This window comes from Streptomyces africanus (assembly GCF_030816955.1).
Classification (GTDB): Bacteria; Actinomycetota; Actinomycetes; order Streptomycetales; family Streptomycetaceae; genus Streptomyces; species Streptomyces africanus.
In genome coordinates, this window is sequence record NZ_JAUSYP010000001.1 from 5668465 (window position 1) to 5693451 (window position 24987).

Consider the following 24987-nt stretch of genomic DNA (forward strand, 5'->3'; position numbering starts at 1 on the left):
AGATCACTCTCCGGCGAGCAGCGCGACCGGGTCGAGGGTCTCGTCGCCCTTCGACCAGTTGCAGGGGCACAGCTCGTCCGTCTGGAGGGCGTCCAGGACCCGCAGGACCTCCTTCGGGTTACGGCCGACCGAACCCGCGGTCACCATCGAGAACTGGATCTCGTTGTTCTGGTCCACGATGAACACCGCGCGCTTGGCGAAGCCGTCCTCGCCCTCGATGCCGAGGTCGCGCATCAGCTCGTGCTTGGAGTCGGCCATCATCGGGAAGGGCAGGTCACGCAGGTCGTCGTGGTCCTTGCGCCAGGCGTGGTGGACGAACTCGGAGTCGCCGGAGAAGCCGAGGACCTGGGCGTCGCGGTCGGCGAACTCGTCGTTCAGCTTGCCGAAGGCGGCGATCTCGGTCGGGCACACGAAGGTGAAGTCCTTGGGCCACGCGAAGATGACCTTCCACTGACCCTCGTAGGTCTTGTGGTTGATCTGCTGGAACTCCTTGCCCTTCTCCAGCGAGACGCAGGCGGTCAGATCGAACTCGGGGAACTTGTCACCGACAGTGAGCACACGCTCTCCTTGCAGCGAAGAAACACCCGGATTGCGGGTGTTTCCCATGGGTTGGACGTTATTGATGTTGGCACAGGGTCGATTGATTACGGAAATAGCTACACTCGGTCGGGTTGATCGGAGGTAGTTATTAGTGACTGTGGGTAATAAGCGCAGGCAGCCCAGCCTCGCCCAGCTGCGGGCCTTCGCAGCCGTCGCCGAGCACCTGCACTTCCGGGACGCAGCAGGGGCCATCGGCATGAGCCAGCCCGCCCTCTCGGGCGCCGTCTCGGCGCTGGAGGAGACACTCGGAGTGACGCTCCTCGAGCGTACGACGCGCAAGGTGCTGCTCTCACCCGAGGGTGAGCGGATCGCCGTACGGGCCAAGGCGGTGCTGGCCGAGGTGGGCGCGCTCATGGAGGAGGCCGAGGCGGTGCGGGCCCCGTTCACGGGCGTGCTGCGGCTGGGGGTCATCCCGACCGTGGCGCCGTATCTGCTGCCCACCGTCCTGCGGCTCGTCCACGAACGGTATCCGCACCTCGACCTCCAGGTGCACGAGGAGCAGACCGCCAGCCTGCTCGACGGCCTCACCAGCGGGCGGCTCGACCTGCTGCTGCTCGCCGTACCGCTGGGCGTGCCGGGCGTCGCCGAACTGCCGCTGTTCGACGAGGACTTCGTGCTCGTCACCCCGCTCGACCACCCGCTCGGCGGACGCGAGGGCATCCCGCGCGAGGCGCTGCGCGAGCTGAACCTGCTGCTGCTGGACGAGGGGCACTGCCTGCGCGACCAGGCCCTCGACATCTGCCGGGAGGCCGGCCGCGAGGACGCGCCGGTGACCACGACCGCCGCCGGGCTGTCCACACTGGTGCAGCTCGTCGCGGGCGGGCTCGGCGTCACGCTGCTGCCGCGCACCGCCCTGAAGGTCGAGATCTCCCGCAGCAGCCAGCTCCTCACCGGGTACTTCACCGACCCGGCCCCCACTCGCAGGGTCGCTCTGGCGATGCGGGCGGGGGCCGCGCGCGGCGCCGAGTACGAGGAACTGGCGGCCGCCCTGCGGCAGGCGCTCCGGCCCCTGCCCGTACGGGTGCTGGACCAGGACGCCTGACGGACGGTGCGGGCGGCTGCTCCGTCCTACTCGGTCCGCAGCCCGTCCGGCCGCATCATCCTCAGCAGCGGCGGCAGGCTCAGCAGCGTCACCACGAGGACGACGCCCGCGCCGATGCCGGTCATCGACAGCACGCTCGGCCAGTCCACCCGGATCGACATGTTGGTCATCCGCAGCAGGACCGCGCCCAGGGCCATGCCCACCGTCGCGGCGAGCAGCAGGCCGAGCCCGATCGGGATGGCCGTCTGCCACAGCACCGACAGACTGAGGGTGCGGCGCCGGGTGCCGAAGGCGACCAGGGACGACAGCAGCTTGCGCCGTTCGCGCAACTGCTCCAGCTGCGAGACCAGCAGGCTCGCGCCGATCAGCGCCAGTACACACGCGGCGCCGACGGACAGGCCGGTGCGGATGGTGGCGTAGCGTTCATTGCTCTCGGTGCTGTTCCAGGTCATCGGCAGTACCGTCGGGTTGAGCCGCGCGGCCGTGTTGCGCACGTACTCGTACGCGTTTGGCACTGAGCGGTCCACGCTCAGGAAGAGGCTTGCGGAGGTGGCCGCCGCGAGCTTCTCGGGGAGCGCGCCGGGGGTGAGCAGAATGCCGCCGCGCTCGTACCCGGTGGGGTCCTCGCGGGTCTGGGCCTGCCGGACGTCCTTCGGCACGGTCCAGGAGACCCAGCGGTCGCCGGATTCCGGGGTATCGCCCGGGTCGGCCCACAAGGTGGTGCCGGGCTCGGTCAGGTGGTCGTTCTCGCTGTCGTATTCGGAGCCCCTGACCGCGAAGGCGTCACCGTCGCGGCAGGACCGGAGCGTGGCCACCTCGCGCAGCGCCGTGCAGTCGCCCACGGTGAGCTGGACGTAGGCGTCCGCCTCGCCGCGCCGGTCGCCGAGATGGACGTCGGACAGTGCGGTGACCTTGCGCACGCCCTCGGTGTCGCGGTACTCCCTGACCATGGACGCGGTGTCTGCGCTGTCCGGCACGTCCACGCTCATCTGGGCCCGGGAGACGTCGTACTGCGACGCGGCGGTGTAGTTGCCCTCCACCCCGGCGAACAGCATCTGCAGCGCGATCGCCCCGGCCACCGCCACCGCGATGCCGTTGACCATGCGGGCCGCCGCGCCACTGGTCAACTGGAGCCTGCGGACGGCCAGTTGCCAGGCGATCCCGCCGGAGCCGAGCCGGGCGACGACCCTCTCCACGATCCAGGGCAGCAGGGCGGTGACGCCGACGAGCAGGAGCATCACCCCGCCCACGACGAGGTACTGGTTGAAGGTCCCGTCGTCGTTTCCCTGCCCGACCATCGGGAAGAGCATCGCGAGCCCGCCCAGCGGCAGCAGCAGCCGCCACCACAGCCGGCGCCGCGCGGGCTTGGCCGTACGCACCACGCCGAGCGGCTCGATGACCACCCCGCGCAGCGCGAGGATCGTCACCAGCACCGCGGCCGTCGGGACCGCCACCGCGACCAGGGCGGCCAGCAGGGGAGAGGGGTTCAGATAGCTCGGGAACACGCTGACGTGGAACACCTCGAAAGAGGCCGCCAGTTGGCGTCCCAGCAGGAAGAACCCGGCGCCGAGGACGAGCCCCAGCACGGATCCGGCGAGCGCCTCGCCGGCGGCGATCCGCCGGGTCATCGCGCTGTCGGAGCCGACCAGCCGCAGCGCCGCGAGCCTGCGGTCGCGCCGCTCGCCGCCGAACCGCACGGCCGCGGCGATGAACACGGCGACCGGCATCAGCAGCACCACGAAGACCACCAGGACCAGCAGGAGCAGCACCGGGTCCCAGGGATCGGAGGACCCGAGATCGTCGTTGCCGAAGCTGTTGATCCGCGCGCCGCTCGCGGGGCCCTCCAGCTGCTTCACGAGCCCCTCGCCGCCCGCGAAGTAGGCGAGTTCCCGGGAGCCGACGAGCCCCTGCTCGCCGATGGTGCCCGTGATCCGGTAGGGCAGGCGCTCCCGCAGCAGTTTCCCGCTGTCGGAGGCGAGCAGCTCCTTCAGCGCGGGGGAGACGACCATCTCGCCCGCCGCCGGGAACTTGGCGACCCCCGGGGGCAGCGGAGCCCGCGGGCCCTCCGCCTCCAGCATCCGGCCGCGCACGTCCCGGTCGTGGAACGTGGTGTCCGTGTCCAGGATGACCAGGGTGTTGTCGGACTTCGGTATCTCCTGCTGGCTGAAGGTGTGGTCGCTGCGCGCCTCCTCGCGCCGGTCCCGTTCCGCCAGCGCGCTCGGGAGGGCGGTGGTGAGCAGCAGCAGAGCCACTCCGAGCCCGACGCCGACGGCAGTCAGCAGCGCCCGGATCCACCCCTCGCGTCCGCCCGCGAAGGCGAACCGGACCCCCATGGACAGATCCCGCCCCCACTGCGAAGCGCTCATACGACGCGCTCCATGTCCCGGGACCTGCCGTCGCGTACGACGATCTCGCGGTCGGAGTACGCGGCCACCCGGGCCTCGTGCGTCACGAGCACCACGGCCGTGTTGGCGGACCGGGCGGCGTCCGTGAGCAGCTCCATCACGCGCTCGCCGTTGAAGGAGTCGAGCGCGCCGGTCGGCTCGTCGGCGAACACCACACGCGGGTTCGTCACCAGCGCGCGGGCGACGGCGACCCGCTGCCCCTGACCGCCGGACACCTCGCCCGGCCGCTTCTTGCGCAGCTCGTCGACCTCCAGCCGCTCCATCCACGCCAGCGCCGTCCGCTCGGCCTCCTTGCGGGACGACCCGCTCAGACGCAGCGGCAGCGCCACGTTCTCCACGCAGGTGAGTTCCGGCACGAGCTGGCCGAACTGGAACACGAACCCGAACTCCGAGCGCCTGAGCGCACTGCGCTCGGCGTCGCTCATCGCCGTCACCTCACGCCCGTCGTACGTGATCGAGCCCGCGTCGGGCCTCACGATCCCGGCGAGGCAGTGCAGCAACGTCGACTTGCCCGACCCGGACGGACCCATCACGGCGACGACCTCGCCCGGGTGGATGGAGAACTCGGCACCGTCGAGCGCGGTGGTCGGCCCGTACGCCTTGCGCAGGTCCTGGGCGGTGAGCAGCGAACCAGCGGGAATGGTCACCGGGTCACCGCCTCACGGAGCTTGTCCAACCGGGCCGCGGTCAGTTCCAGCCAGCGCAGGTCCGCCTCCAGGTGGAACAGGGCGTGGTCGCAGATCAGCTGGTCGGCCAGATCGCCCTTGCGCTTGCGGTCGGTGAGGATCCGCATGCTGCGCAGGTGCTCCGAGCGCTGCGTGTCGAGGATGTCGCCGGCGTCGCGGTGGGTGAGCAGCGCGAGGACGACCTTGGTGTAGAGGGTCGACTGGAGGTACGGCTCCGGCTTCTCCGGCGTCGCGAGCCACCGCCCGACGTCGGTGATGCCGGCCTCGGTGATCGCGTACCGCTTGCGCTCGGGCCCGCCGCCGGCCTCGATGCCGTCGACCTCGACGAGCCCGTTCTTCAGCAGCCGGGACATCGTCGAGTAGACCTGGCCGTAGTGCAGCGGCCGGTCGTGACCGAACTTCTCGTCGAAGGCCCGCTTCAGGTCGTAACCGTGGCGCGGGCCGGACTCCAGGAGCCCCAGGAGAGTGTGACCGATGGACATGCCGAGCACTCTACACACCGTGTATACGCCGGATGTATACGCCGAGTGTGCAGCTCATGGCGGGCGGTGCGGCTGCGCAGGTCGATGGGTGTTGTCACGGTTGTGCAACAGGCTATTGCTCCGAGCTTCCGGGCGGCCTGCCACGCCGCGGCAGCGGCCCGGTCTCCCGCGGCAGCCGCCCCGCCTCGGCCAGCGCCTTGCGCAACAGGAACTCGATCTGCGCGTTGGCCGACCGCAGTTCGTCCCCGGCCCACCGCGCCAGCGCCTCGTACACCGCCGGGTCCAGCCGCAGCAGCACCTGCTTGCGCTGCTGCTGCGGCCGGCGCCGGGAACCCGGACCTTCGGGCAGCTCCGTCACTGGTACAGCGACCCGGTGTTGAGGACCGGCTGCGCGGCGCGGTCCCCGCACAGCACCACCATCAGGTTGGAGACCATCGCCGCCTTCCGCTCGGAGTCCAGCTCCACGATGTCCCGTTCGGTGATCCGGGCGATCGCGGCCTCCACCATGCCCACCGCCCCGTCGACGATCTGCCGCCGGGCTGCGACGACCGCTCCCGCCTGCTGCCGCTGGAGCATCGCCGAGGCGATCTCGGGGGCGTAGGCGAGGTGCGTGAAGCGCGACTCGATGATCTGCACCCCGGCCGCCTCCACGCGCGCGTGCAGTTCGACGGCGAGCTTCTCGGTGATCTCCTCGGCGTTGCCGCGCAGCGAGAGGCCGTCCTCCTCATGGGCGTCGTAGGGGTACTCGATGGCGATGTGCCGCACGGCCGCCTCGGTCTGCGTGGAGACGAACTCGACGTAGTCGTCCACCTCGAAGATGGCCTGGGCGGTGTCCTCGACCCGCCACACCACGACCGCGGCGAGCTCGATCGGGTTGCCGTAGGCGTCGTTGACCTTCAGGACGGCGGTCTCGTGGTTGCGCACGCGCGTCGAGATCTTGGTGCGCGAGGTGAGCGGGTTCACCCAGCGCAGGCCGTCCTGCCGGATCGTCCCGCGGTAGCGGCCGAAAAGCTGGACGACCCGGGCCTGGCCGGGCGCCACCATGTTCAGCCCGCACATGGCCAGGAACGCCGCGAGCGCGACCAGGATGCCGCCGATGATCAGGGCGGCCTTGGCCCCGCCCCCGTCGACCGACGTGGCGGCCGCGATCAGCCCGGCGCCGGCCAGCAGACCGACCAGGCCGAGCAGCAGGGCGAGTCCGCCGCCGATGCTGTGCGCGGCGAACTCCCGTACGCGGGGCGCCGGCATCTCGGGCACGTCGGCGGTGACCTGCGGCTGGTGTGTGGACATGGATGATCCCCCGTTCCTCCCGGGAAGCCACTCCTGCTTAGCTTCCATCTATCTAAGTGATATCACTTTTCCCGGTCCTGGCAACCCTACGCGTGTCTCGAACGTCGGTTCCGTTGGGATGGGTGCTGATTGTCACGTCCGTAAAGGGCCGGATCGGCAGCCCTCTCTCTTATCTCCCGGTGTTAGCTTTCTGAGCTGACCTGAGCGGCGAACCTGTGTGACCTGTGAGCACACATGAACGAAGCGGAGCGGATCGGACCCATGGGACGAGCGGAAGAAAGACGCGCCAGACAGCGCGGTGGGCGCCGGGCGGCACCCAAGCGCCGCCGTTCGTCGGGCGCGGCCGGGAAGAGCGGCATACGCAGGCTCTTCACCTGGAAGAAGATCCTCGGCACCTTCTTCGGCCTGTGCCTGCTCGGCATGGGCGCTTTCATCGTGCTGTACATGATGATCGGCATCCCCGAGGGCAACGCCGACGCCAAGCGGCAGAGCAACATCTACAAGTACAGCGACGGCGCGATCATGGCCCGCGACGGCAAGGTCAACCGCGAGGTCGTCGATCTGTCCAGGGTCCCCAAGGGCGTACGGCTCACCTTCGTCGCGGCCGAGAACAAGACCTTCTACAAGGACGCCGGCGTCGACCTCAAGGGCACCGCCCGCGGCCTGTTCAACACGCTCTCGGGCCGGGGCGCGCAGGGCGGTTCGACGATCACCCAGCAGTACGTCAAGAACTACTACCTGACGCAGGAACAGACCGTCTCCCGCAAGCTGAAGGAACTGGTCATCTCCCTGAAGCTGGACCGGGAGAAGTCCAAGGACTACATCCTCGCCGGCTACATCAACACCAGCTACTACGGCCGCAACGCCTACGGCATCCAGGCCGCCGCCCAGGCCTACTACCGCACCGACGCCGAGAAGCTCACGGTCGCGCAGGGCGCCTACCTCGCCGCGCTGCTCCAGGCCCCGAGCCAGTACGACTGGGCGGTCGCCTCCCCGGCGGGTAAGAAGCTGGTGAAGGCCCGCTGGAACTACGTCCTGGACAACATGGTCGACGAAGGCTGGCTGAGCCAGTCCGAGCGCGCCGGCATGAAGTTCCCGGTGCCGAAGGAGCCCAGGCCCGCCCCCGGCATGGAGGGCCAGAAGGGCTATCTGGTCAACGCGGCCAACACGGCACTGGAGAAGCGGCTCGTCGCCGAGGGCACCGCGAGCGACGCCAAGGAAGCCGAGGCGATGGTCAACGCCGGCGGCTGGACCGTCACGCTCAACATCGACAAGAAGAAGCAGGCGGCCCTGGAGAAGTCCGTCAAGCAGCAGCTGACCAGCAAGCTCGACCCCGAGAAGCGCAAGGTCGACGGGGACGTCCAGGCCGGTGCCGCGTCCGTGAACCCGAAGACGGGCGCCGTGGTCGCGATGTACGGCGGCGTGGACTACTTCAAGCACTACATGAACAACGCCACCCGCGCCGACTACCAGCCGGCCTCCACCTTCAAGCCGGTCATCCTGGCCGCGGCTCTGGACGAGCAGGCCAAGACGCAGGACGGCAAGCCGATCACCGCGAACACGATCTACGACGGCACGAGCAAGCGCCAGGTCGTGGACGACGGCACCAAGGTCGGCTTCGCCCCCGAGAACGAGGACGACGAGAACTACGGGAAGATCACCGTCCAGACGGCGATGAACAAGTCCGTCAACTCCGTCTTCGCGCAGATGGGCGTCGACGTCGGCATGACCGACGTCGTCGACGTCGCCGGCAAACTCGGCATGGACACCAAGGACATGGAGGCCGTGCCCGCCCAGACCCTGGGCAGCATGGGCGCGAGCCCCCTGCAGATGGCGGGTGTCTACGCGACCCTCGCCAACCACGGCAAGAAGGTCACCCCGGCCCTCGTGAAGTCGGCGGAGCACCTGAACAAGACGGTCACCATGCCCGACCCGGTCGGCGACCAGGCCGTCAGCCGCGAGGCCGCCGACTCCGTGACCTCGGTGCTGACCGGCGTGGTCGACGACGGTACGGCGCAGCGGTCCGTGCGGTACAACCCCGAGCGCGACGGCCAGCAGGTCGCGGGCAAGACGGGTACGTCCGACAACAACAAGTCGGCCTGGTTCACCGGCTACACGCCGAACCTGGTCACCTCCGTCGGCCTGTTCGGCGAGGACGCCAAGACCCACGCCCAGGTCCCGATGTACAAGGCCGCCGGCAAGGACCGGATCAACGGCGGCGACTTCCCCGCGCTGATCTGGGCGGAATACACCTTCGGCGTGATGGGCGACACCAGCAAGTTCGACCTGGACACCCAGCAGGGCGCGGCCGTCCAGCCGACGTGGACGCCGACGCCCACACGGGAGCCGACCCAGGAGCCCTCGCAGGAGCCGACGACCGAGGAGCCGTCGTCGTCACCGCCGCCGACGACGGAGGAGCCGAGCACCTCACCGCCGCCGAGTCCGTCGACGACACCGCCCACCTTCACCCCGCCGACGTCTCCGGGGACGACACCGCCGAACGACGGCGGCGGTGACCCGTTCGACCCGGTCAAGCCGGGCAACGGACAGGACCAGTAGCGGGAGGCACGGCGAGGGGCGCCCGGCGAACACCGGGCGCCCCTCGCGCAGCCGTGCGACTCGTGCGTCCTGCCTCAGTCGCAGAGCGTGGCCGACATGACCCTGTCGATGATCGGCTTCCCGTTGGCGTCCCACATGATCGCCGTGACCTCGGAGCACATGACGTGCAGGCTGTTGCTGCTCTCGTACTTCACCGGGCCCGCGTACTGACTGAAGGTCCCTTCGTCGACCTTGCACGCCGCACCCGTCTTGTTGGGGCACAGCTTCAGCTTCATGTGCTTCGCACTGCTCGTGTTGTTCTCGAACACGGCGCAGACTCCGAACTTGCCCACGGAGGACTTGACGTAGGTGAAGAGGGTGCCATAACGCCTGGCGTCGGGCAGCCGCTCCGCGATCTCGAGCTCGTAGCCGCTGCCGCAGAGCGTCGCCGACGCGGTGACAGCGGCGGGGGCCGCCTCGGCGATGGCGCGGGTCCGCGCGTCCTGGGCGCCGGCTGGTGAGAGCCGAACGCTGGTGTCCGCGATTCTCTGCCCCGTCGGGGCACCGTCCTGCGCGATCGCCTGCGGGGCGGCGAGGACGGAGGCGACGAGCGATGCGCCGACGGCGACCGTACGTACGAGATTACGCATAGAAAGCGCTTCCTTTCGGGGCGTGCCTGGTCGATGGCCAGGGGCTCAACGGGTGGTGTGGTTCGGCAGACCGCGCGGAAATCCAGTGAGCGCGAGTCGCGGACATCGCGACGCGCTGGGGTGCGAAGGCGACCGCCCGGAACGCAAAGCGGTCCATACCTGCCGAGGGCGGTGATCACCGTATGCGCACCATGGCGGAGAGCGACAGGCGTGAGCCGGGATCTGGCTCGATAGCGCCTGAGTGAAAGGCGCCCCTCGAGGCCGATGGTGACTGTGCCCGCGATGGGGATGATCTGTGCGCCTCTGGTGTGCGAGAGGGGGTGGGGTGAAGCGAGTCAGCCGCAGAGTTGGCTTGTTCTCGCGCATGGGGCCGTTCAGAGAGGACTGCTTGGGCGAGATGCGAAAGAAGATGCTCGCGGAGCGATATTTTCGGACAAGTCAGGGGGATGCTCAGTCGCTCTTCCCGTCATTCCGCATCACGGCCTCTTCGTCTGTGTGGCTTGGGTGAGGCGAATCAGCCACTCGTTCCGGAATCAGGCGTACGTACGGGTCGCGTTCTGGCCATCGCCTCCCATGTCCCCGCGGTAAAGGCTTGCTCCGGGTGTTCGCGCTGTGGCTATGGTGATCGCCACGTCGGCGCTCTGACGCGCCGTCGAAACGGGGGAGGCTTTCTGATGTCGCGGTGCCGTCAGCCATGCGTGCGTTCCCCGCACATGTGCGCCCTCACACCGCGTTCCTGAAACCGCGTCACCTCCTGCCGAGGTGACCCCGTCACCTTCTCCTGCCCTGTCCCGCGCCGGACCAGGGTGCTCTCACGCCCCGTACTCACGGACACGACCCTTTGAAGGAGAGCCACGCCCATGGCCGACGAGATGGTGCGCAGAGCCCAGCAGTTCATCAACGGAGCCTACGACAACGGTTCCAAGCTGGGCATTTCGAGGCTCGTCGAGAACGGAGAGACGAGCTGGACCGTCATGTACGCCCTCACTCGGGCACTCCAGTACGAGCTGGGGATCACCGGCCTGTCGGACAGCTTCGGCCCCACCACGCTCTCCACGCTCCAGACGAAGTACCCGCGGATCGGTGCCGGCACGACCGCTCCGAAGAACCTCGTCCGGGTCATCCAGTCCGGCCTGTACTGCAAGGGGTACGACGGCGGCGAGATCGACGGCACCTTCAACAAGCGTGTCCAGGACTCGATGTCCAAGCTCAAGACGGACATGGGCGTCGACTTCGCCTACCCCGGCAGTGACATCGTCCCGAAGGTGTTCAAGGGTCTTCTGAACATGGACCCGTACGTCACCGTCAACAACGGCTCCAGCCAGATCCGTGCCGTCCAGCAGTGGATGAATGGTGAGTTCGTCAACCGCAAGGACTTCTTCATCATCCCCTGCGACGGGCACCACTCCCGTACCGTCGCCCAGGCGATGCTCTACGCGGTCCAGTACACCATCGGGATGGCCGACGGCGTCGCCAACGGCGTCTTCGGCCCCGGCACCCAGGCCGGTCTCAAGGAACACACCGTGTCGGTGGGCTCGTCCAGTACCTGGGTGCAGTTGTTCACCGCCGGCATGCTGCTCAACCACCGGCCCGTCTCCTTCGGCGGCACCTTCACCGCCGCCCACGGCGAGGCGGTCCGCGCGTTCCAGTCGTTCGTCAAGCTGCCCGTGACGGGAAAGGGCGACTTCCCCACCTGGGCCTCCCTCCTCGTCTCCTACGGAGACCAGAGCCGCAAGGGCACGGCCAGCGACGGCGTCACCCGCATCACTCCCGACCGGGCCAAGGCGCTCAAGGCGGAAGGCATCACCGTCGTCGGGCGCTACCTGACCAACCCGATCCCCGGCGGCGGCAAGGTCCCCGAGAAGGAGATCCAGACCGGCGAGCTCCAGACCATCGCCGACCAGGGGCTGCGCTGTTTCCCGATCTACCAGACCTTCGGGCGGGGCGCGGAGGACTTCAGCTATCCCCTGGGGCGTGCGGCGGGACAGGCCGCGATCAACGCGGCGCTCGACCACGGATTCAAGCCGGGAGCGAGGATATTCTTCGCCGTCGACTTCGACGCCTACGACTATGAGATCACCGACAGCGTCCTGCCCCACTTCAAGGGCATCGAGGACGCGATCCGCGACGACGGCAACCGCTACAGCGTCGGCGTCTACGGTCCTCGTAACGTGTGCACCCGTGTGTCGGAGGCGGGCCACGCCTCCGCGTCCTTCGTGTCCGACATGTCCTCCGGCTTCTCGGGGAACTTCGGCTATCCGCTCCCCGAGAACTGGGCCTACGACCAGATCGTCACCAAGACGGTCGGCTCCGGAAGCGGATCGATCAACATCGATGTCAACATCGCCTCCGGGCGGGACACCGGTCAGGGGTCGTTCAACCCGCCGCGAGGCGTCAAGCAGGACACCCTGCTGCACCCCGACGTCACCGAGGCCATGCAGACGGACGTCGGCAAGTACATGGAATCGCTCGGCTTCCCCCTCGACGGCGGCACCCGCAGCTGGCAGCACTGGAAGTGCTTCGAACGGACCGTCACCGCGCACGACGAGCTGATCACCAACCTGTCCCGCAGATACAACATGCGCAAGGCGCTCATCCAGACGTCCGCCTACTGGGAGATGCGGCACATCACCCCGTCGGACGAGGCGGCGTGGCTCGCGGTCATCACCGCCTTCAACACGACCGGCAAGTACATCCGTGAGACGTCCACGGGCATCGCCAAGCAGCGGGCCGGCACCCTGATCGGTGCCTGGAACCACGCCCTCGACAAGGGATACTCCTCGGAACAACCGCGCCGGGACGTGTCGAAGGACCAGGACAAGTACAACGCCTGGAAGCAGGCCTATGACAGCGAGACGTACGCCCTCACCAGCGTCGCCATCATCCACCTGTGGGACATCGACGGGAAGCCCGGCGGCGACGACGACTCCCCGGCTCTGCGCAAGCCGACCCTCGGCTACACCGACGCCGAGATCTACGAGGTCCTCCGCAGGTACCAGGGCCCCGGCGAGCCCGCGATGACGGAGGCGAAGAAGCGGATGGGGCTCTACTACGTGATGGAGAAGTACAACTCCATCTCCCGCAACTACTAGCAGGGAGCGGCACATGTCAGGAGACGAGCCCTACACCGCCCATGACGGTGCGCTGTTGCTCGTGCTGCTCCTGGCCGGAGTCATCACGGTGCTGTGCCTCACCGTCCAGGGGATCAAGCGCCTGATACGGGCCGGGCGGAAGAAGGAGACGTTCACCGCCCGGTCCGCGGCCGTGCTGGCCTGGGACGCCACGGTCGCCCTGTACACGTGGGGACTCCTCCATCTGTTCTTCCTCGACGACTACGGCCGGTCCCAGGCGTGCGACGAGTCCGTCGGAGACAAGCTCAGCGGCTACGACCCGAGCTTCGTCCCGTTGCACTTCGGTTGCCGGACCAGCGACGGGCGTGTCGTCGAGGCTGTCATCCCGTCGTACATCAACCCGGCAGTCGCCGTACTCGGGGTCTGCTCCCTCGTCCTGACCGGACTCGCCATCGCCCACCACAAGAAGGACACCGACACGTGACAACCGACCTGTCCCGCCGAAGTGCGCTGCGGCGTGCCGCCTTCATCGCCGCGGGCGCGGCCCTCGGCTCCTCGCTGCTCTCCTCTCCCGCCCATGCCGCGGCCAAGGGCCCGGATCCGGACAAGGTCCGGGAGGCGGTACGCAAGGCACAGGAACGCACCAAGCGCGTCCTGACCGGTGTCCCGTCGACGAACGGGTGGGAGATGGAGAGGACCGCGGACGACCGCGGGCACATCTACACCAGACCCGTCCCCGGCACTCCCGTCGAGGGCGTTCAGGTGCGCATGGGCGATGTCGAAACCGTCCTCGTCCATGTGATCCGCCGCTTCCACTACGAGATCGACGGACTCCGCCGTGGTGATCTCACCGGCTGGCGTCATCCCTCGAAGGTGCGCAAGGGCCTGGCCGAGTCGAACCAGGCCTCCGGCACGGCGGTGCAGATCCGGCCCGGCTCCTACCCCTCCGGGATCCGGGGCGGGTTCTTCCCGCAGCAGGAGGCGGTGATCCGGGACATCCTCGCCGAATGTGACGGGGTGGTCCGGTGGGGCGGTGACGACAAGCGGCCGGACGAGGCGTTGTTCTACATCGACGCCGCACCCGGTGACAGCCGGCTGTCGCAGACCGCGGAGAAGATCCGCCACTGGGACTGGACTCCCGGTGCGGGGGCCGGCTCCGGTGCCGACCCGCTCCAGCCGTCCCGGAAGCGAGCCGCGGAACGCCTGGCCCGACAGCAGTCCTGAGCTGCGGGACGGTGCCCTGCGGGGCGTCGCGGCATGACGAGTGACGACGACGGGCCGGTCCCCGCGGTGCGGGGGCCGGCCCGTTCCGTACGTGCGTTCAGTTGCGGTTGAGCTCGAACCACACGACCTTGCCCGTGCTGAGCCGGGTCGCGCCCCACCGCCGGGCCAGCCGGTTCACCAGGTACAGCCCGCGTCCGCCCTCGTCCGTGGCGCGGGCCTGCCGCAGGCGCGGCAGCTGCGGGACGTCGTCGCCCACTTCGCAGCGCAGGACGTCCGTCCGCAGCAGCCGGAGCGTGACCGGCCGGGACGCGTACCGGACGGCGTTCGTCACGACCTCGCTGACCAGCAGCTCCACCGAGTCGCTGAGCTCCTCCAGGCCCCAGCGCTGCAGCGCGCGCCGGGCCAGGCGGCGGGCCCGGCCGGGGGCGGCGTCCTCCGGCTCCAGGAACCAGTACGCCACATCGCTGGGTGCGATGCCGTCGAAGCGGGCGGCGAGCAGCGCGATGTCGTCGTCCCGGTCGCCCGGGCCGAGCATGTCGAGCACCTCGTCGCACAGCGCTTCCAGGGGCGGCGGATGGTCCGGTCCGGTGAGCTGCGCGGTCGCGGCGAGCTTCTCCCGCAGCTGCTCGATGCCGGTCCACACGTCCCGCAGCCGGGACTCGACCAGACCGTCGGTGTACAGCAGCAGGGTGGCGCCGGCGGGCGCGTCCAGCTCCACGGCCTCGAAGTCGACGCCGCCGACCCCGATGGGGGCTCCGGCCGGGACGCGCAGCACCTCGGCACGGCCGCCCAGGTGGAGCAGGACGGGCGGCGGGTGACCGGCGTTGGCGATGGTGATGCGGTGCGATACCGGGTCGTAGACCGCGTAGAGGCAGGTCGCCATGCGGTCCACGCCGAGGCGCTGGGCCTGTTCGTCGAGGTGGTGCAGGACCTCCTGCGGCGGCAGGTCGAGGCCGGCGAGGGTCTGGGCGGTGGTGCGCAGCTGGCCCATGATGGCGGCCGACGTCATGGAGTGGCCCATGACGTCGCCCACGACCAGGGCGACCCGGCTGCCGGGCAGCGGGATGGCGTCGTACCAGTCGCCGCCGACCCTGGCGGTCTCCGCGGCCGGCAGGTAACGCGAGGCGAGCCGCACGCCGGTGGGGCGGGGCAGCGTCTCGGGCAGCATGGTGCGCTGCAACTCGTCCGCGATGTAGGCCTCGCGGCCGTACAGGACGGCCTTGTCGATGCCCAGGGCGCTGTGCGTGGCGAGCTGGGCGGCCACCAGCAGGTCGTCCGGCTCGAAGGCGATGCGTTCGGGGCGGCGCAGGAACAGCGCCGCACCGATGACCCGGCGCCGTCCCCGCAGCGGGGCGAGGATCGCGCGCTGACCGTCCGGCACGGCGAACTCGCCGCCGTCCCCGAGCAGTTCGGGAAGCGCGGCGCGGGCCGCGGGAGCGTCCGTGAACACCGGGCGCACGCCCCGCAGCACCTCGGCGAGCGCGCTGCCGGGCCGTACCTCGCACAGCTCGGCGCCGACCGTGTCCAGCTCGTTCGGCTCGGGCTGCGCGGCCGGCAGGAAGCCGTTCTCCGTGTCGCGCTCGGCCGGTATCCGGTCGGTGCGGCGCAACCGCAGCACCAGCGGGCCGGTGGGCCGCTCGTCGCCGACGGGCAGCGGGTCGCGCAGATAGACCAGGATCGCGTCGGAGAACGTGGGCACGGTGGCCCGGCACAGCCCCATCACGATCTCGTCGAGATCGATGCCGCGGGCGATCCGCCGGGTGGCGGCACCCACGAAGCGCAGCCGGTCGCCGTCCCGCCGCATCGGCGTGGGCCGGCCGGGCGGCAGGCTCTGGCCGCTGCGGCGCTCGTGCCCGTCGGGGCCGGGCACGGGCCGGTCCTGTTCGTCGGCCGGCTGGACCGGGATGCCCTCGGGGGCGGGCCGCGGCCGAGAGGTGTCGCGCTCGGCGGTCTGCTCGGTACCCGGCTGGGAGTGCTCGGAGGCGGGGTCGCTCACGGTGTCCTTGCCCTTGCCGAACGGCGTGGAGGTGCCCGGCTCCGACGTGCCCGGCGTGGTGTGCGCCGTCGTGAGCGGAGCGGTGACGTCGCCGCCGCAGCGGCCCTGTACCGGTAAGGCGCCCGCACCGGGCGCGCGCGCCGGTGTCGAGGTATGCAAGAGCGCCCCACGGGGCTCCGCGGGGTCGACGCCCGGTTGGGGGCGTTCGAAGGAGGTCGGCTGCTCCGTCACGCGTGTCGCATCCATCCGTCCGGGGCTGCACGCCAGAGGTGCAGGTGGTCCCGCCGAAACTCCGATACCCGGAATACGTGCCCCAGGAACGGAATTCCCGCGTGGTCAGAGGTTGTTCCTGTGCCACCGGCGGACCGTCTGCGGCTCTGAGGACCTGCGGCGCAGGTCCTGCCGGTGTTGCCCTCGTACCCCTCGCTCACGTCCTGCCGCCCCTCGGTGACGATCGGTCAAGCCCAGCGCGTGCTCCGTCAGTTGCCGCCGCGCGCCCTTGCGGAGGACGATCCTACGTTTCTTGCCCGGGGGCGCATCAAGGGTCTCATGAGGACACACGCGCGGGTGTACGGTCCCAGTCCTCCGGCAGTGACGGTACCGTCCAGGACGGATCCGGGCGCCAGTGCTGCCAGCCTTCCGAGAAGGGCGGCCCCCAGGCGCGGATCACCTCCACGGCGGCCCGCCCGGCCTCCCGTACCTTCTCCGCCTGCTGATCGTCCATCAGCCCGTCCCGCAGAGCCTGCGCGAACTCGTCCTCGTCGCGCCAGTGCCAACTGCGATCCGGGTGCACGGAGATGTCCAGGAAGTGGTCGACGGAGTCCACCCCGCCCTCCCAACGGACCAGCGGCTCCTCCAGGTTCACGTACCAGTTCTTGAACCGCCACCCCGGCTCCCAGAACAGCCACACCGACCAGGGCTCGGCCGGCCGCGCCAGCTTCAGCACGCCCGTGCCGAACCAGCGGTCGCGCTGCACGGTCCGCGGCTTGGTGTAGCGGGACTCCAGCGGCTCCAGGTGCACCGGGGTGCCGTCGGCGAGCACGGGCCTGACGCACTCCGTGCCGGGCGCCAGCCACACGGCGAGCAGCTCCGCGTCGTCCCGTACGACGGTGACCGGACGCGCGATGTGGAAACGCGCGCCGCCGTTCTCACGGTACCGCCACAGGATCTCGCTCCCGGGCTCCCAGAAGCCTGCCGCACCACCCGTTTCCACGCGCCTCACCGCTCCACCGTCTGCCATGCACAGATATTAGGTGCCCTGGGCATGCGACGCTGCAGCGCGTGTCACGGTTCACGCGCCGGGCGCGCCAGGGCGGCGAACCGTCACGGGTGTGTCATCCGCAGGACATCCAGCGCCTCGTCGAGCTGCTCCGCGGTCAGGTCCCCGCGCTCCACGTACCCGCTGTCCAGCACGACCTGACGGATGGTCTTCCGCTCGGCCAGCGCCTTCTTGGCGACCTTGGCGGCCTCCTCGTAGCCGATGTACTTGTTGAGCGGCGTGACGACGGACGGGGAGGACTCCGCGTACTCCCGGGCCCGCTCGCGGTTGGCGGTGATGCCGTCGACGGTCCGGTCGGCGAGCAGCCGCGTGGCGCCCGCGAGCAGCCGGATCGACTCCAGGACGTTCTTCGCGATGACGGGCAGCATGACGTTGAGCTCGAAGTTCCCGGCGGCGCCGGCGGTGGCGACGGTGGCGTCGTTCCCCACGACCTGGGCGGCGACCATCAGCACGGCCTCCGGAATGACCGGATTCACCTTGCCCGGCATGATCGAGGAGCCGGGCTGGAGGTCGGGCAGGGCGATCTCGGCGAGGCCCGTGCGCGGCCCGGACGACATCCACCGCAGGTCGTTGGCGATCTTCGTCAGCCCGACCGCGATGGTCCGCAGCTGCCCGCTGGTCTCGACGATGCCGTCCCGGGCGCCCTGCGCCTCGAAGTGGTCCCGCGCCTCGGTCAGGGGCAGCCCCGTCGTCCGGGCGACCTCCTCGATCACGGCGGCGGAGAAACCGGGCGGGGTGTTGATGCCGGTGCCGACGGCCGTACCGCCGAGGGGAAGTTCGGCCAGCCGGGGGAGGGACGCCTGAAGCCGCTCGATCCCGTACCGCACCTGGGCGGCGTACCCGCCGAACTCCTGCCCCAGCGTCACGGGCGTGGCGTCCATGAGATGGGTCCGCCCCGACTTCACGACATCGGAGAACTCCTCGGCCTTGCGCTCCAGGGAGGCGGCGAGATGGTCCAGGGCGGGGATCAGATCACGGGTGACGGCGGCGGTGGCGGCGACGTGGATCGAGGAGGGGAACACGTCGTTGGACGACTGGGAGGCGTTGACGTGGTCGTTCGGGTGCACGGCCCGCCCGAACCGCTCACTGGCCAGGGTCGCGATGACCTCGTTGGTGTTCATGTTGGACGAGGTCCCGGACCCGGTCTGGAACACGTCCACGGGGAAGTGCTCGTCCCACCGTCCCTCGGCGACCTCTTCAGCGGCTTCCTGAATGGCTTCGGCGATGTCCTTGTCGAGCACCCCGAGCCGCGCGTTCACCTTGGCGGCGGCGCCCTTGATCCGGGCGAGCGCCTCGATGTGGGCCCGCTCGATCCGCTGGCCGGAGATGGGGAAGTTCTCTACGGCACGCTGAGTCTGCGCCCGCCACTTCGCTTCGGCGGGGACCCGTACCTCGCCCATGGAGTCGTGCTCGATGCGGTAGGTGGGGTCGCCGCCGTCGGTCTGCGTGGTCATCGTTGTCGTACCTCCGGGAACGAGAGCGCGCGGCGACGAACGTGTATTCCCCTCACGCTTCATCGGGCGCCATCGACGCTTCGAGTGCATTGGTCAGCAGTTGGACAGTTTCCTTCATTCTGGACTCAATGCATGCATCGTTCCTGATGCGCGACGAAAGCTTCACGGAACCGTCCAGACGCCAGGACGCAAGAGAAGACGGCGTTGCTCAGGCCGGCGCCGACGAGGGCTGCTCCGTCAAGACAATTCGACGTAGCGCTCGGTGACCTGTCCTTCACGCGTCGTCTCGGCCTGCTCGCGGTCGCGGGTCCGCGTGTGGGCGAACTGCTCCTGGGCGTGCGCGAACTGCTGCTGAGCCAGCGAGAACTGGTCCTGCGTCTGCTTGTGCTGCCGTTGCGCCAGCTCGTGGTTGCGGTGCGTGTAGTACAGCCCCACGGCGGCGACGGCGCCGGCCCCCACAGCGACGAGCATGGTGCGGAAGCCCGTGATGACAACGCCGTCCGCCGGTTGGAGGTTCTTGTCCCGGAGATGGGCGCCGTCGATCCACCAAGGGCCGCGCCACAGCAGCAGGGCGTATCCGACGCCCGCATGGCGAGCAGCATGCCGGAGGCGACGGCACGCAGCCGGTGAACGCCCCTTTTTCAGAGGAGGGTTGAGGTAAGGGGCGGGCGGGGACAGAAGCCGTCCCCGCCCGCCCCGGAGGCGCTATGCCAGCCCGGGCCCCCGCACCGGAATCGACGTGAAGGTCGGCTGAGGTGCCGGGTCCTGGAAGAAGTCGTTGCCCTTGTCGTCCACGACGATGAACGCCGGGAAGTCCTCGACCTCGATCTTCCAGACGGCCTCCATGCCGAGCTCCTCGTACTCGACGACCTCGACCTTCTTGATGCAGTCCTGGGCGAGCCGGGCCGCCGGACCGCCGATGGAGCCCAGGTAGAAGCCGCCGTGCGACGCGCACGCGTCCGTGACCTGCTTGCTGCGGTTGCCCTTGGCCAGCATCACCTTGGAGCCGCCCGCCGCCTGGAACTGCTCCACGTAGGAGTCCATGCGGCCGGCCGTCGTCGGCCCGAAGGAGCCGGACGCGTAGCCCTCGGGGGTCTTGGCCGGACCCGCGTAGTACACCGGGTGGTCCTTCAGGTACTGCGGCATCTCCTCGCCCGCGTCCAGCCGCTCCTTGATCTTGGCGTGCGCGATGTCCCGCGCCACGACCAGCGGACCGGTGAGCGACAGCCGGGTCTTGACCGGGTACTTCGTCAGCTCGGCCAGGATGTCGTCCATCGGCTGGTTCAGGTCGATGCGGACGACGTCCCCCGCCTCGTCCAGGTGCTCGTCCGTCGTCTCCGGCAGGAACCGCGCCGGGTCCGTCTCCAGCTGCTCCAGGAAGACGCCCTCGGCCGTGATCTTCGCGACGGCCTGGCGGTCGGCGGAGCAGGACACGGCGATGGCGACGGGGCAGGACGCGCCGTGCCGGGGCAGGCGGACCACGCGCACGTCGTGGCAGAAGTACTTGCCGCCGAACTGCGCGCCGATGCCGATCTTCTGCGTCAGCTCGAAGACCTTCTGCTCCAGCTCCTTGTCCCGGAAGCCGTGCCCGAGCTCGGAGCCCTCGGCCGGGATCTCGTCCAGGTAGTGCGCGGAGGCGTACTTCGCGGTCTTCAGCGCGTACTCGGCGCTCGTGCCGCCGACCACGATCGCCAGGTGGTAGGGCGGGCAGGCCGCCGTACCCAGCGAGCGGATCTTCTCCTCCAGGAACTTCATCATGGAGGTCTCGTTCAGGACGGCCTTCGTCTCCTGGTAGAGGAACGACTTGTTGGCGGAGCCGCCGCCCTTCGCCATGAACAGGAACTTGTAGGCGCCGCCGTCGGTCGCGTACAGCTCGATCTGCGCGGGCAGGTTGGAGCCGGTGTTCTTCTCCTCCCACATGGTGAGCGGAGCCATCTGCGAGTAGCGCAGGTTGAGGTTCTGGTACGCGTCGTAGATGCCGCGGGACAGGGCCTCCTCGTCGCGGCCCGAAGTCAGCACGTTCTGGCCGCGCTTGCCCATCACGATCGCCGTGCCCGTGTCCTGGCACATCGGCAGGACGCCCGCCGCCGCGATGTTCGCGTTCTTCAGCAGGTCCAGCGCCACGAACTTGTCGTTGCCCGACGCCTCGGGGTCGTCGATGATGCGGCGCAGCTGCGCGAGGTGGGCAGGGCGCAGGTAGTGCTGGATGTCGTGGATGGCTTCCTCGGCGAGCTTGCGCAGCGCCTCCGGCTCCACCTTGAGGAAGGTCCGCCCGTCCGGCCCCTCGACCGTGGAGACGCCCTCGGAGGTCACCAGCCGGTACGGCGTGGTGTCCTCCCCTTGGGGAAGCAGATCGGTGTACGCGAACTCAGGCATCTCAGCCCATTCCTCACTCGACAGACGGCGGCCCGCCTCCTTTGGCGAGCGCCAACAGCCTAGAACCTGCCTCCGACAGTGAGCCCCTGAGGTAAGGCTCAGTTCGTCACACTCGGCCGCGACATGTCGACGCCGCGGGGGTGTCGCGATCTATCGTGTTTCGGTACGCTGCTGCCGTGGACCTTCAGAAGCAGACCGCGCCCGCCGTCTCCGAGCTCCGTGCCTCCGACGCCGAGCGGGACCGCATCGCCGACATCCTGCGCGACGCCCTCGCCGAGGGCCGTCTCACCGCGGACGAGCACGCCGAGCGCATCGAGGGGGTGCTGCGCGCCAAGACGGTCGGCGAACTGGACGTGTTCATACGGGATCTGCCCGCCGCCCACCGCCAGGGCCCCGGTCCCTCACCGGCCCCGGCCCCGTACCGCCCCACGGCCGGCGCCTTCCCGATCGACCCGGACGACAACGTGGTCGCGATCTTCAGCAGCGCCGTCCGCAAGGGCCGCTGGCGCACGGGCCGCCGTATCCACGCGTACGCGATCTTCGGCAGTGTCGAGATAGACCTCAGCGAGGCGCTCTTCGACCACCAGCAGGTCATGATCAAGGCGTTCTCGGTCTTCGGCAGCGTCGAGATCCGCGTCCCGGAGAACGTGTCGCTGCGCGGCATGGGCGGCGGCGTGCTCGGCAGCTTCGAGGTGGACACGCTCGACTCGGGCGACCCGGAGGCCCCCGTCCTCTACGTCGACGGCTGGGCCGTCCTGGGCAGCGTCGAGGCGCGACCGCGGCGCGGCAAGGTCGTCGCGGACATCCTCGACCGGGTGCAGCGCAAGGTCGACAAGAGTTTGCGCAAGCACCTCAACCATTGACAGTCGCGAATCCGCCCGGGTCCGGGGCAAACCGGTCCACCGGTGACGCGGCTCGACGGAACCCGGAAACGGGGGCGAATCCAGCGCTTCGGAACTCAGTGCATAGGCGCGCGCACAGCGGGTAGGCCTTGCTGCATCGTCTCTCGCTCGCGAAGCCGTCGTCAGGAGTAGACCGTGCTGCAACCGCCGCATTCGTCCCTGGTAGCTGCCGTTCCGGCCCCGCGGGTGCCAGCACGAGACAGGGACCAAGACGCCCCGTGGCACACCGAGGCGGTGTGCCGGCGTGACGAGGCGGGCCTGTTCTTCGCCCCCTCCAAGGAGCCGACCGCCGCGCGGCTCTCCCGGGAGGAGGCGGCGAAGCGGGTCTGCGCCCGCTGTCCGGTGATGGTCGAATGCCGCGAGCACGCCCTGCTCCAGCCCGAGCCCTACGGCGTCTGGGGCGGCCTCACCGCCGCCGAACGCCGTGTGGTCCTGGCCCGACGCCGCCGCCGCGACCTGGAGTTGAAGAAGGCGGCCCGCTCGGCGAGCACGATAGCCGCGGCCGGCTGACCGACACACACGACGAAAAGGGCGCCCCCACCGCACCGGGGGCGCCTTTTCCTCGCGGGGTGAGCTGCCCGAGCCCCACCCCTCCGCGCGCTACTTCCCCTTGTCGAAGTCGATCGCGCTGTAAGCCCGCAGCTTGCTCAGCCGGTGCTCGGAATCAATCCGACGGACCGTGCCCGACCGAGACCGCATGACAATGGAGTCGGTCGTGGCGGTCTCCGCCCGGTACCGCACCCCCCGCAGCAGCTCCCCGTCGGTGATCCCGGTCGCCACGAAGAACACGTTCTCCCCGGTGACCAGGTCCTCCGTCATCAGCACCCGGTCGAGATCATGCCCCGCGTCGATCGCCCGCTGCCGCTCCTCGTCGTCCTTGGGCCACAGCTTGCCCTGGATCGTGCCGCCCAGGCACTTCACCGCGCAGGCCGAGATGATGCCCTCGGGCGTACCGCCGATGCCGAGCAGCAGGTCGACGCCCGTACCCTCGCGCAGCGCCAGGATGGAGCCGGCCACGTCGCCGTCGGAGATCAGCCTGATGCGCGCGCCGGTGTCCCGGATCTCCTTGATGATGCCCTCGTGCCGCGGCCGGTCCAGGATCACCACCGTCACGTCCTCGGGCGCGGACCGCTTGGCCTTGGCGACCCGGCGGATGTTCACCGACACCGGCGCGTTGATGTCGACGAAGTCGGCCGCCTCGGGCCCGGTGACGAGCTTGTCCATGTAGAAGACGGCGGACGGGTCGAACATGGACCCGCGCTCGGCGGCGGCCAGCACCGCGATCGCGTTCGTCATGCCCTTCGCGGTCAGCGTGGTGCCGTCGATCGGGTCGACGGCGATGTCGCACTCGGGACCCGTCCCGTCGCCCACGCGCTCCCCGTTGAACAGCATCGGGGCTTCGTCCTTCTCGCCCTCGCCGATGACGACGACGCCGTTCATCGAGACGGTGGAGACGAGGGTCCGCATGGCACGCACCGCGGCACCGTCGGCGCCGTTCTTGTCACCCCGCCCGACCCAACGGCCCGCGGCCATCGCCGCTGCCTCGGTGACCCGGACCAGCTCCAGGGCGAGGTTGCGGTCGGGGGCCTCGGAGGGCACATCGAGTTCGGACGGCAAGTGATGATGCTCGGTCATCGGAGCGCACCTTTCTGTACGACGACGGCCGGATGAGGGTGTTGTTGACCGACTCTATCGCCGAGACCGCAAAATGAGCAGGGGCCCCCACGGATGAGCGCGCCGGAGACCTGCGACGATAGGGGGCGTGGCAGGCACGAACGGCAAGCAGAAGACGGCGCGGGACATGATCCTCTCCATGGGAGTCATCGTCCTCGTGGCGGGCGTCATCTACCTCTTCATCCCGCACGACGACAGCCCGCCCGACCTCAAGCGCGTCGACTACCGGGTGGAACTGCTCACGGCACGCCGCGCGGCCTCGTACCCCATCGCCGCGCCGCAGGGCCTGCCCGGCGCATGGAAGGCCACCTCCGTCCGCTTCCAGGGCGACGAGTTCGACGCCTGGCACCTCGGCTTCCACGACCCCGAGGGGGAGTACGTGGCCGTCGAGCAGTCCACTCAGCGGCGCCCCGTCTTCCTCGACGAGGCGACCCAGGGCGCGCGGGAGACCGGGAAGACCGAGAAGATCGACGGCCGGACCTGGACCCGCTACGAGGGCGGCCGGTACGACGCGCTGGTCCTGGAGGGCACCAAGGGCTCGACGACGGTCGTGACGGGCACCGCGTCGTTCGCCCAGCTGACGAAGATGGCGGACGCGCTGAAGACGGAGTGAGGCTCTCCGTACGCACGGAGCGCACATGGAGAAGGCCCCCGGCGCGGTTGCCGGGGGCCTTTCTCGTGTCCGTCGGTCAGACGGTGGTGACGACCTGGTCGAACTCCAGGCGCGGGGAGCGCGGGTACCAGGCGTCCGGGCCCGGACGGCCGATGTTGACGACCATCAGCGGGGTGTGGTCGTCGTCCAGGAACTCCTTGCGCACGCCCTCGAAGTCGAAGCCGGTCATCGGGCCGGCGGCGAGACCGGCGGCGCGGACGCCGACGATGAAGTACGCGGCCTGGAGGGCGGCGTTCAGCGTGGCGGCGTTCTCGCGGACCGGGCGCTCGGCGAAGAAGAGGTCCTTCACCTGCGGCATGGCCGGGAACAGGTGCGGCAGCTCCTCGTGGAACTCGTTGTCCGCGGAGAGGATCGCGACCAGCGGGGCGGTGGCCGTCTTGGGCTGGTTGCCCTCGGCCATGTGCCGCACCAGGCGCTCACGGGCCTCGGGGGAGCGGACCAGGGTGATGCGCAGCGGGGTCTGGTTGAAGGCGGTCGGGCCGTACTTGACCAGGTCGTAGATCGCCTGCACCTGCTCGTCGGTCACCGGCTCGTCGGTGAAGGCGTTGGCGGTGCGGGCCTCGCGGAACAGCAGGTCCTGCGCGGCGGGGTCAAGGACGAGAGACATGGATGAACCTTTGAACCTTCTCGAGCGGGTACGTCTGA

22 protein-coding genes are annotated in these 24987 nt (G+C 69.6%); 8 read left to right on the top strand and 14 right to left on the bottom strand.

Going from position 1 to position 24987, the window contains the following annotated elements; all coding sequences use genetic code 11:
- Window positions 1-3 precede the first annotated feature (3 nt).
- Complete coding sequence (locus QF034_RS26445; protein ID WP_020276563.1) at window positions 4-558, bottom strand: peroxiredoxin; 555 nt, start codon at window positions 556-558, stop codon at window positions 4-6.
- 133 nt (window positions 559-691) lie between these two features.
- Here QF034_RS26445 and QF034_RS26450 point away from each other — a divergent pair, with 133 nt between their 5' ends.
- Entirely contained in the window at window positions 692-1642 is a 951-nt protein-coding gene (locus QF034_RS26450; RefSeq protein ID WP_307177285.1) for a LysR substrate-binding domain-containing protein, read from the top strand.
- Between the two features lie 26 nt (window positions 1643-1668).
- On the opposite strand, the gene QF034_RS26455 is transcribed toward QF034_RS26450, so the two are convergent.
- From QF034_RS26455 to QF034_RS26475, 5 genes are all read right to left on the bottom strand, one after another.
- Window positions 1669-4008 (bottom strand): ABC transporter permease, encoded by a 2340-nt coding sequence (locus QF034_RS26455; protein ID WP_307177286.1) that lies wholly within the window; start codon window positions 4006-4008, stop codon window positions 1669-1671.
- Window positions 4005-4694 carry an ABC transporter ATP-binding protein gene (locus QF034_RS26460; protein WP_307177287.1) on the bottom strand — a complete coding sequence of 230 codons (690 nt, stop codon included), beginning with the start codon at window positions 4692-4694 and terminating at the stop codon, window positions 4005-4007. The genes QF034_RS26455 and QF034_RS26460 overlap by 4 nt, the downstream gene beginning before the upstream one ends.
- On the bottom strand, window positions 4691-5215 hold the full coding sequence (locus QF034_RS26465) for a PadR family transcriptional regulator (protein ID WP_307177288.1): 525 nt from the start codon (window positions 5213-5215) through the stop codon (window positions 4691-4693). The genes QF034_RS26460 and QF034_RS26465 overlap by 4 nt, the downstream gene beginning before the upstream one ends.
- A 112-nt stretch (window positions 5216-5327) precedes the next feature.
- Window positions 5328-5573, bottom strand: a complete 246-nt coding sequence (locus QF034_RS26470) for a type II toxin-antitoxin system antitoxin (protein WP_307177290.1) — start codon at window positions 5571-5573, stop codon at window positions 5328-5330.
- Window positions 5570-6505 carry an SPFH domain-containing protein gene (locus tag QF034_RS26475; protein WP_086563190.1) on the bottom strand — a complete coding sequence of 312 codons (936 nt, stop codon included), beginning with the start codon at window positions 6503-6505 and terminating at the stop codon, window positions 5570-5572. Before QF034_RS26475 ends, QF034_RS26470 begins: the two co-directional genes overlap by 4 nt.
- Before the next feature lie 261 nt (window positions 6506-6766).
- Between QF034_RS26475 and QF034_RS26480 the strand changes: the two genes are divergently transcribed.
- Window positions 6767-9064, top strand: coding sequence for a transglycosylase domain-containing protein (locus tag QF034_RS26480; RefSeq protein ID WP_307177291.1), 2298 nt, complete (start codon window positions 6767-6769; stop codon window positions 9062-9064).
- A gap of 74 nt (window positions 9065-9138) precedes the next feature.
- Here QF034_RS26480 and QF034_RS26485 read toward each other — a convergent pair whose 3' ends face one another.
- A complete protein-coding gene (locus QF034_RS26485; RefSeq protein ID WP_307177292.1) occupies window positions 9139-9693 on the bottom strand; it encodes a hypothetical protein in 555 nt (184 codons plus the stop codon).
- Between the two features lie 860 nt (window positions 9694-10553).
- On the opposite strand from QF034_RS26485, the gene QF034_RS26490 reads away from it, so the two are divergent.
- From QF034_RS26490 to QF034_RS26500, 3 genes are read left to right on the top strand one after another with little or no spacing between them, the layout of a single operon-like run.
- Complete coding sequence (locus tag QF034_RS26490) at window positions 10554-12785, top strand: glycoside hydrolase domain-containing protein (RefSeq protein ID WP_307177293.1); 2232 nt, start codon at window positions 10554-10556, stop codon at window positions 12783-12785.
- Window positions 12786-12798: 13 nt separating this feature from the next.
- A complete protein-coding gene (locus tag QF034_RS26495; protein WP_307177295.1) occupies window positions 12799-13248 on the top strand; it encodes a hypothetical protein in 450 nt (149 codons plus the stop codon).
- Window positions 13245-13988, top strand: a complete 744-nt coding sequence (locus tag QF034_RS26500; RefSeq protein ID WP_307177296.1) for a twin-arginine translocation signal domain-containing protein — start codon at window positions 13245-13247, stop codon at window positions 13986-13988. Before QF034_RS26495 ends, QF034_RS26500 begins: the two co-directional genes overlap by 4 nt.
- A gap of 97 nt (window positions 13989-14085) precedes the next feature.
- On the opposite strand, the gene QF034_RS26505 is transcribed toward QF034_RS26500, so the two are convergent.
- From QF034_RS26505 to QF034_RS26525, 5 genes are all read right to left on the bottom strand, one after another.
- The gene (locus QF034_RS26505; RefSeq protein WP_307177297.1) at window positions 14086-16230 is read right to left on the bottom strand and encodes a SpoIIE family protein phosphatase; all 2145 of its coding nucleotides are present in this window, start codon (window positions 16228-16230) and stop codon (window positions 14086-14088) included.
- Window positions 16231-16531: 301 nt separating this feature from the next.
- Window positions 16532-17224 (bottom strand): cytidylyl-2-hydroxypropylphosphonate hydrolase, encoded by a 693-nt coding sequence (fomD, locus tag QF034_RS26510; protein ID WP_307177298.1) that lies wholly within the window; start codon window positions 17222-17224, stop codon window positions 16532-16534.
- Window positions 17225-17307: 83 nt separating this feature from the next.
- Entirely contained in the window at window positions 17308-18717 is a 1410-nt protein-coding gene (locus QF034_RS26515; protein WP_307177299.1) for a class II fumarate hydratase, read from the bottom strand.
- Between the two features lie 237 nt (window positions 18718-18954).
- Complete coding sequence (locus QF034_RS26520) at window positions 18955-19188, bottom strand: hypothetical protein (protein WP_307177300.1); 234 nt, start codon at window positions 19186-19188, stop codon at window positions 18955-18957.
- A gap of 234 nt (window positions 19189-19422) precedes the next feature.
- Entirely contained in the window at window positions 19423-21093 is a 1671-nt protein-coding gene (locus tag QF034_RS26525; protein ID WP_307177301.1) for a fumarate hydratase, read from the bottom strand.
- A 176-nt stretch (window positions 21094-21269) separates the two neighbouring features.
- Between QF034_RS26525 and QF034_RS26530 the strand changes: the two genes are divergently transcribed.
- Both QF034_RS26530 and QF034_RS26535 read left to right on the top strand, forming a co-directional pair.
- On the top strand, window positions 21270-21956 hold the full coding sequence (locus QF034_RS26530; protein ID WP_307177302.1) for a DUF1707 SHOCT-like domain-containing protein: 687 nt from the start codon (window positions 21270-21272) through the stop codon (window positions 21954-21956).
- A 174-nt stretch (window positions 21957-22130) separates the two neighbouring features.
- A complete protein-coding gene (locus QF034_RS26535; RefSeq protein WP_078945338.1) occupies window positions 22131-22505 on the top strand; it encodes a WhiB family transcriptional regulator in 375 nt (124 codons plus the stop codon).
- 90 nt (window positions 22506-22595) lie between these two features.
- On the opposite strand, the gene glpX is transcribed toward QF034_RS26535, so the two are convergent.
- The gene (gene glpX / locus QF034_RS26540) at window positions 22596-23630 is read right to left on the bottom strand and encodes a class II fructose-bisphosphatase (protein WP_307177303.1); all 1035 of its coding nucleotides are present in this window, start codon (window positions 23628-23630) and stop codon (window positions 22596-22598) included.
- Between the two features lie 127 nt (window positions 23631-23757).
- Here glpX and QF034_RS26545 point away from each other — a divergent pair, with 127 nt between their 5' ends.
- A complete protein-coding gene (locus QF034_RS26545) occupies window positions 23758-24282 on the top strand; it encodes a DUF4245 domain-containing protein (protein ID WP_307177304.1) in 525 nt (174 codons plus the stop codon).
- Between the two features lie 76 nt (window positions 24283-24358).
- On the opposite strand, the gene QF034_RS26550 is transcribed toward QF034_RS26545, so the two are convergent.
- The gene (locus tag QF034_RS26550; protein ID WP_307177305.1) at window positions 24359-24949 is read right to left on the bottom strand and encodes a malonic semialdehyde reductase; all 591 of its coding nucleotides are present in this window, start codon (window positions 24947-24949) and stop codon (window positions 24359-24361) included.
- Window positions 24950-24987 lie beyond the last annotated feature (38 nt).

Excerpts from the sequence above, each read along its gene's own strand:
- QF034_RS26455 (WP_307177286.1), bottom strand. The coding sequence starts at position 4,008 with ATGAGCGCTTCGCAGTGGGGGCGGGATCTGTCCATGGGGGTCCGGTTC.
- QF034_RS26465 (WP_307177288.1), bottom strand. The coding sequence starts at position 5,215 with ATGTCCATCGGTCACACTCTCCTGGGGCTCCTGGAGTCCGGCCCGCGC.
- QF034_RS26475 (WP_086563190.1), bottom strand. The coding sequence starts at position 6,505 with ATGTCCACACACCAGCCGCAGGTCACCGCCGACGTGCCCGAGATGCCG.
- QF034_RS26480 (WP_307177291.1), top strand. The coding sequence starts at position 6,767 with ATGGGACGAGCGGAAGAAAGACGCGCCAGACAGCGCGGTGGGCGCCGG.
- QF034_RS26485 (WP_307177292.1), bottom strand. The coding sequence starts at position 9,693 with ATGCGTAATCTCGTACGTACGGTCGCCGTCGGCGCATCGCTCGTCGCC.
- QF034_RS26490 (WP_307177293.1), top strand. The coding sequence starts at position 10,554 with ATGGCCGACGAGATGGTGCGCAGAGCCCAGCAGTTCATCAACGGAGCC.
- QF034_RS26495 (WP_307177295.1), top strand. The coding sequence starts at position 12,799 with ATGTCAGGAGACGAGCCCTACACCGCCCATGACGGTGCGCTGTTGCTC.
- QF034_RS26505 (WP_307177297.1), bottom strand. The coding sequence starts at position 16,230 with ATGGATGCGACACGCGTGACGGAGCAGCCGACCTCCTTCGAACGCCCC.
- fomD (WP_307177298.1), bottom strand. The coding sequence starts at position 17,224 with ATGGCAGACGGTGGAGCGGTGAGGCGCGTGGAAACGGGTGGTGCGGCA.
- QF034_RS26515 (WP_307177299.1), bottom strand. The coding sequence starts at position 18,717 with ATGACCACGCAGACCGACGGCGGCGACCCCACCTACCGCATCGAGCAC.
- QF034_RS26520 (WP_307177300.1), bottom strand. The coding sequence starts at position 19,188 with ATGCTCGTCGCTGTGGGGGCCGGCGCCGTCGCCGCCGTGGGGCTGTAC.
- QF034_RS26525 (WP_307177301.1), bottom strand. The coding sequence starts at position 21,093 with ATGCCTGAGTTCGCGTACACCGATCTGCTTCCCCAAGGGGAGGACACC.
- glpX (WP_307177303.1), bottom strand. The coding sequence starts at position 23,630 with ATGACCGAGCATCATCACTTGCCGTCCGAACTCGATGTGCCCTCCGAG.
- QF034_RS26550 (WP_307177305.1), bottom strand. The coding sequence starts at position 24,949 with ATGTCTCTCGTCCTTGACCCCGCCGCGCAGGACCTGCTGTTCCGCGAG.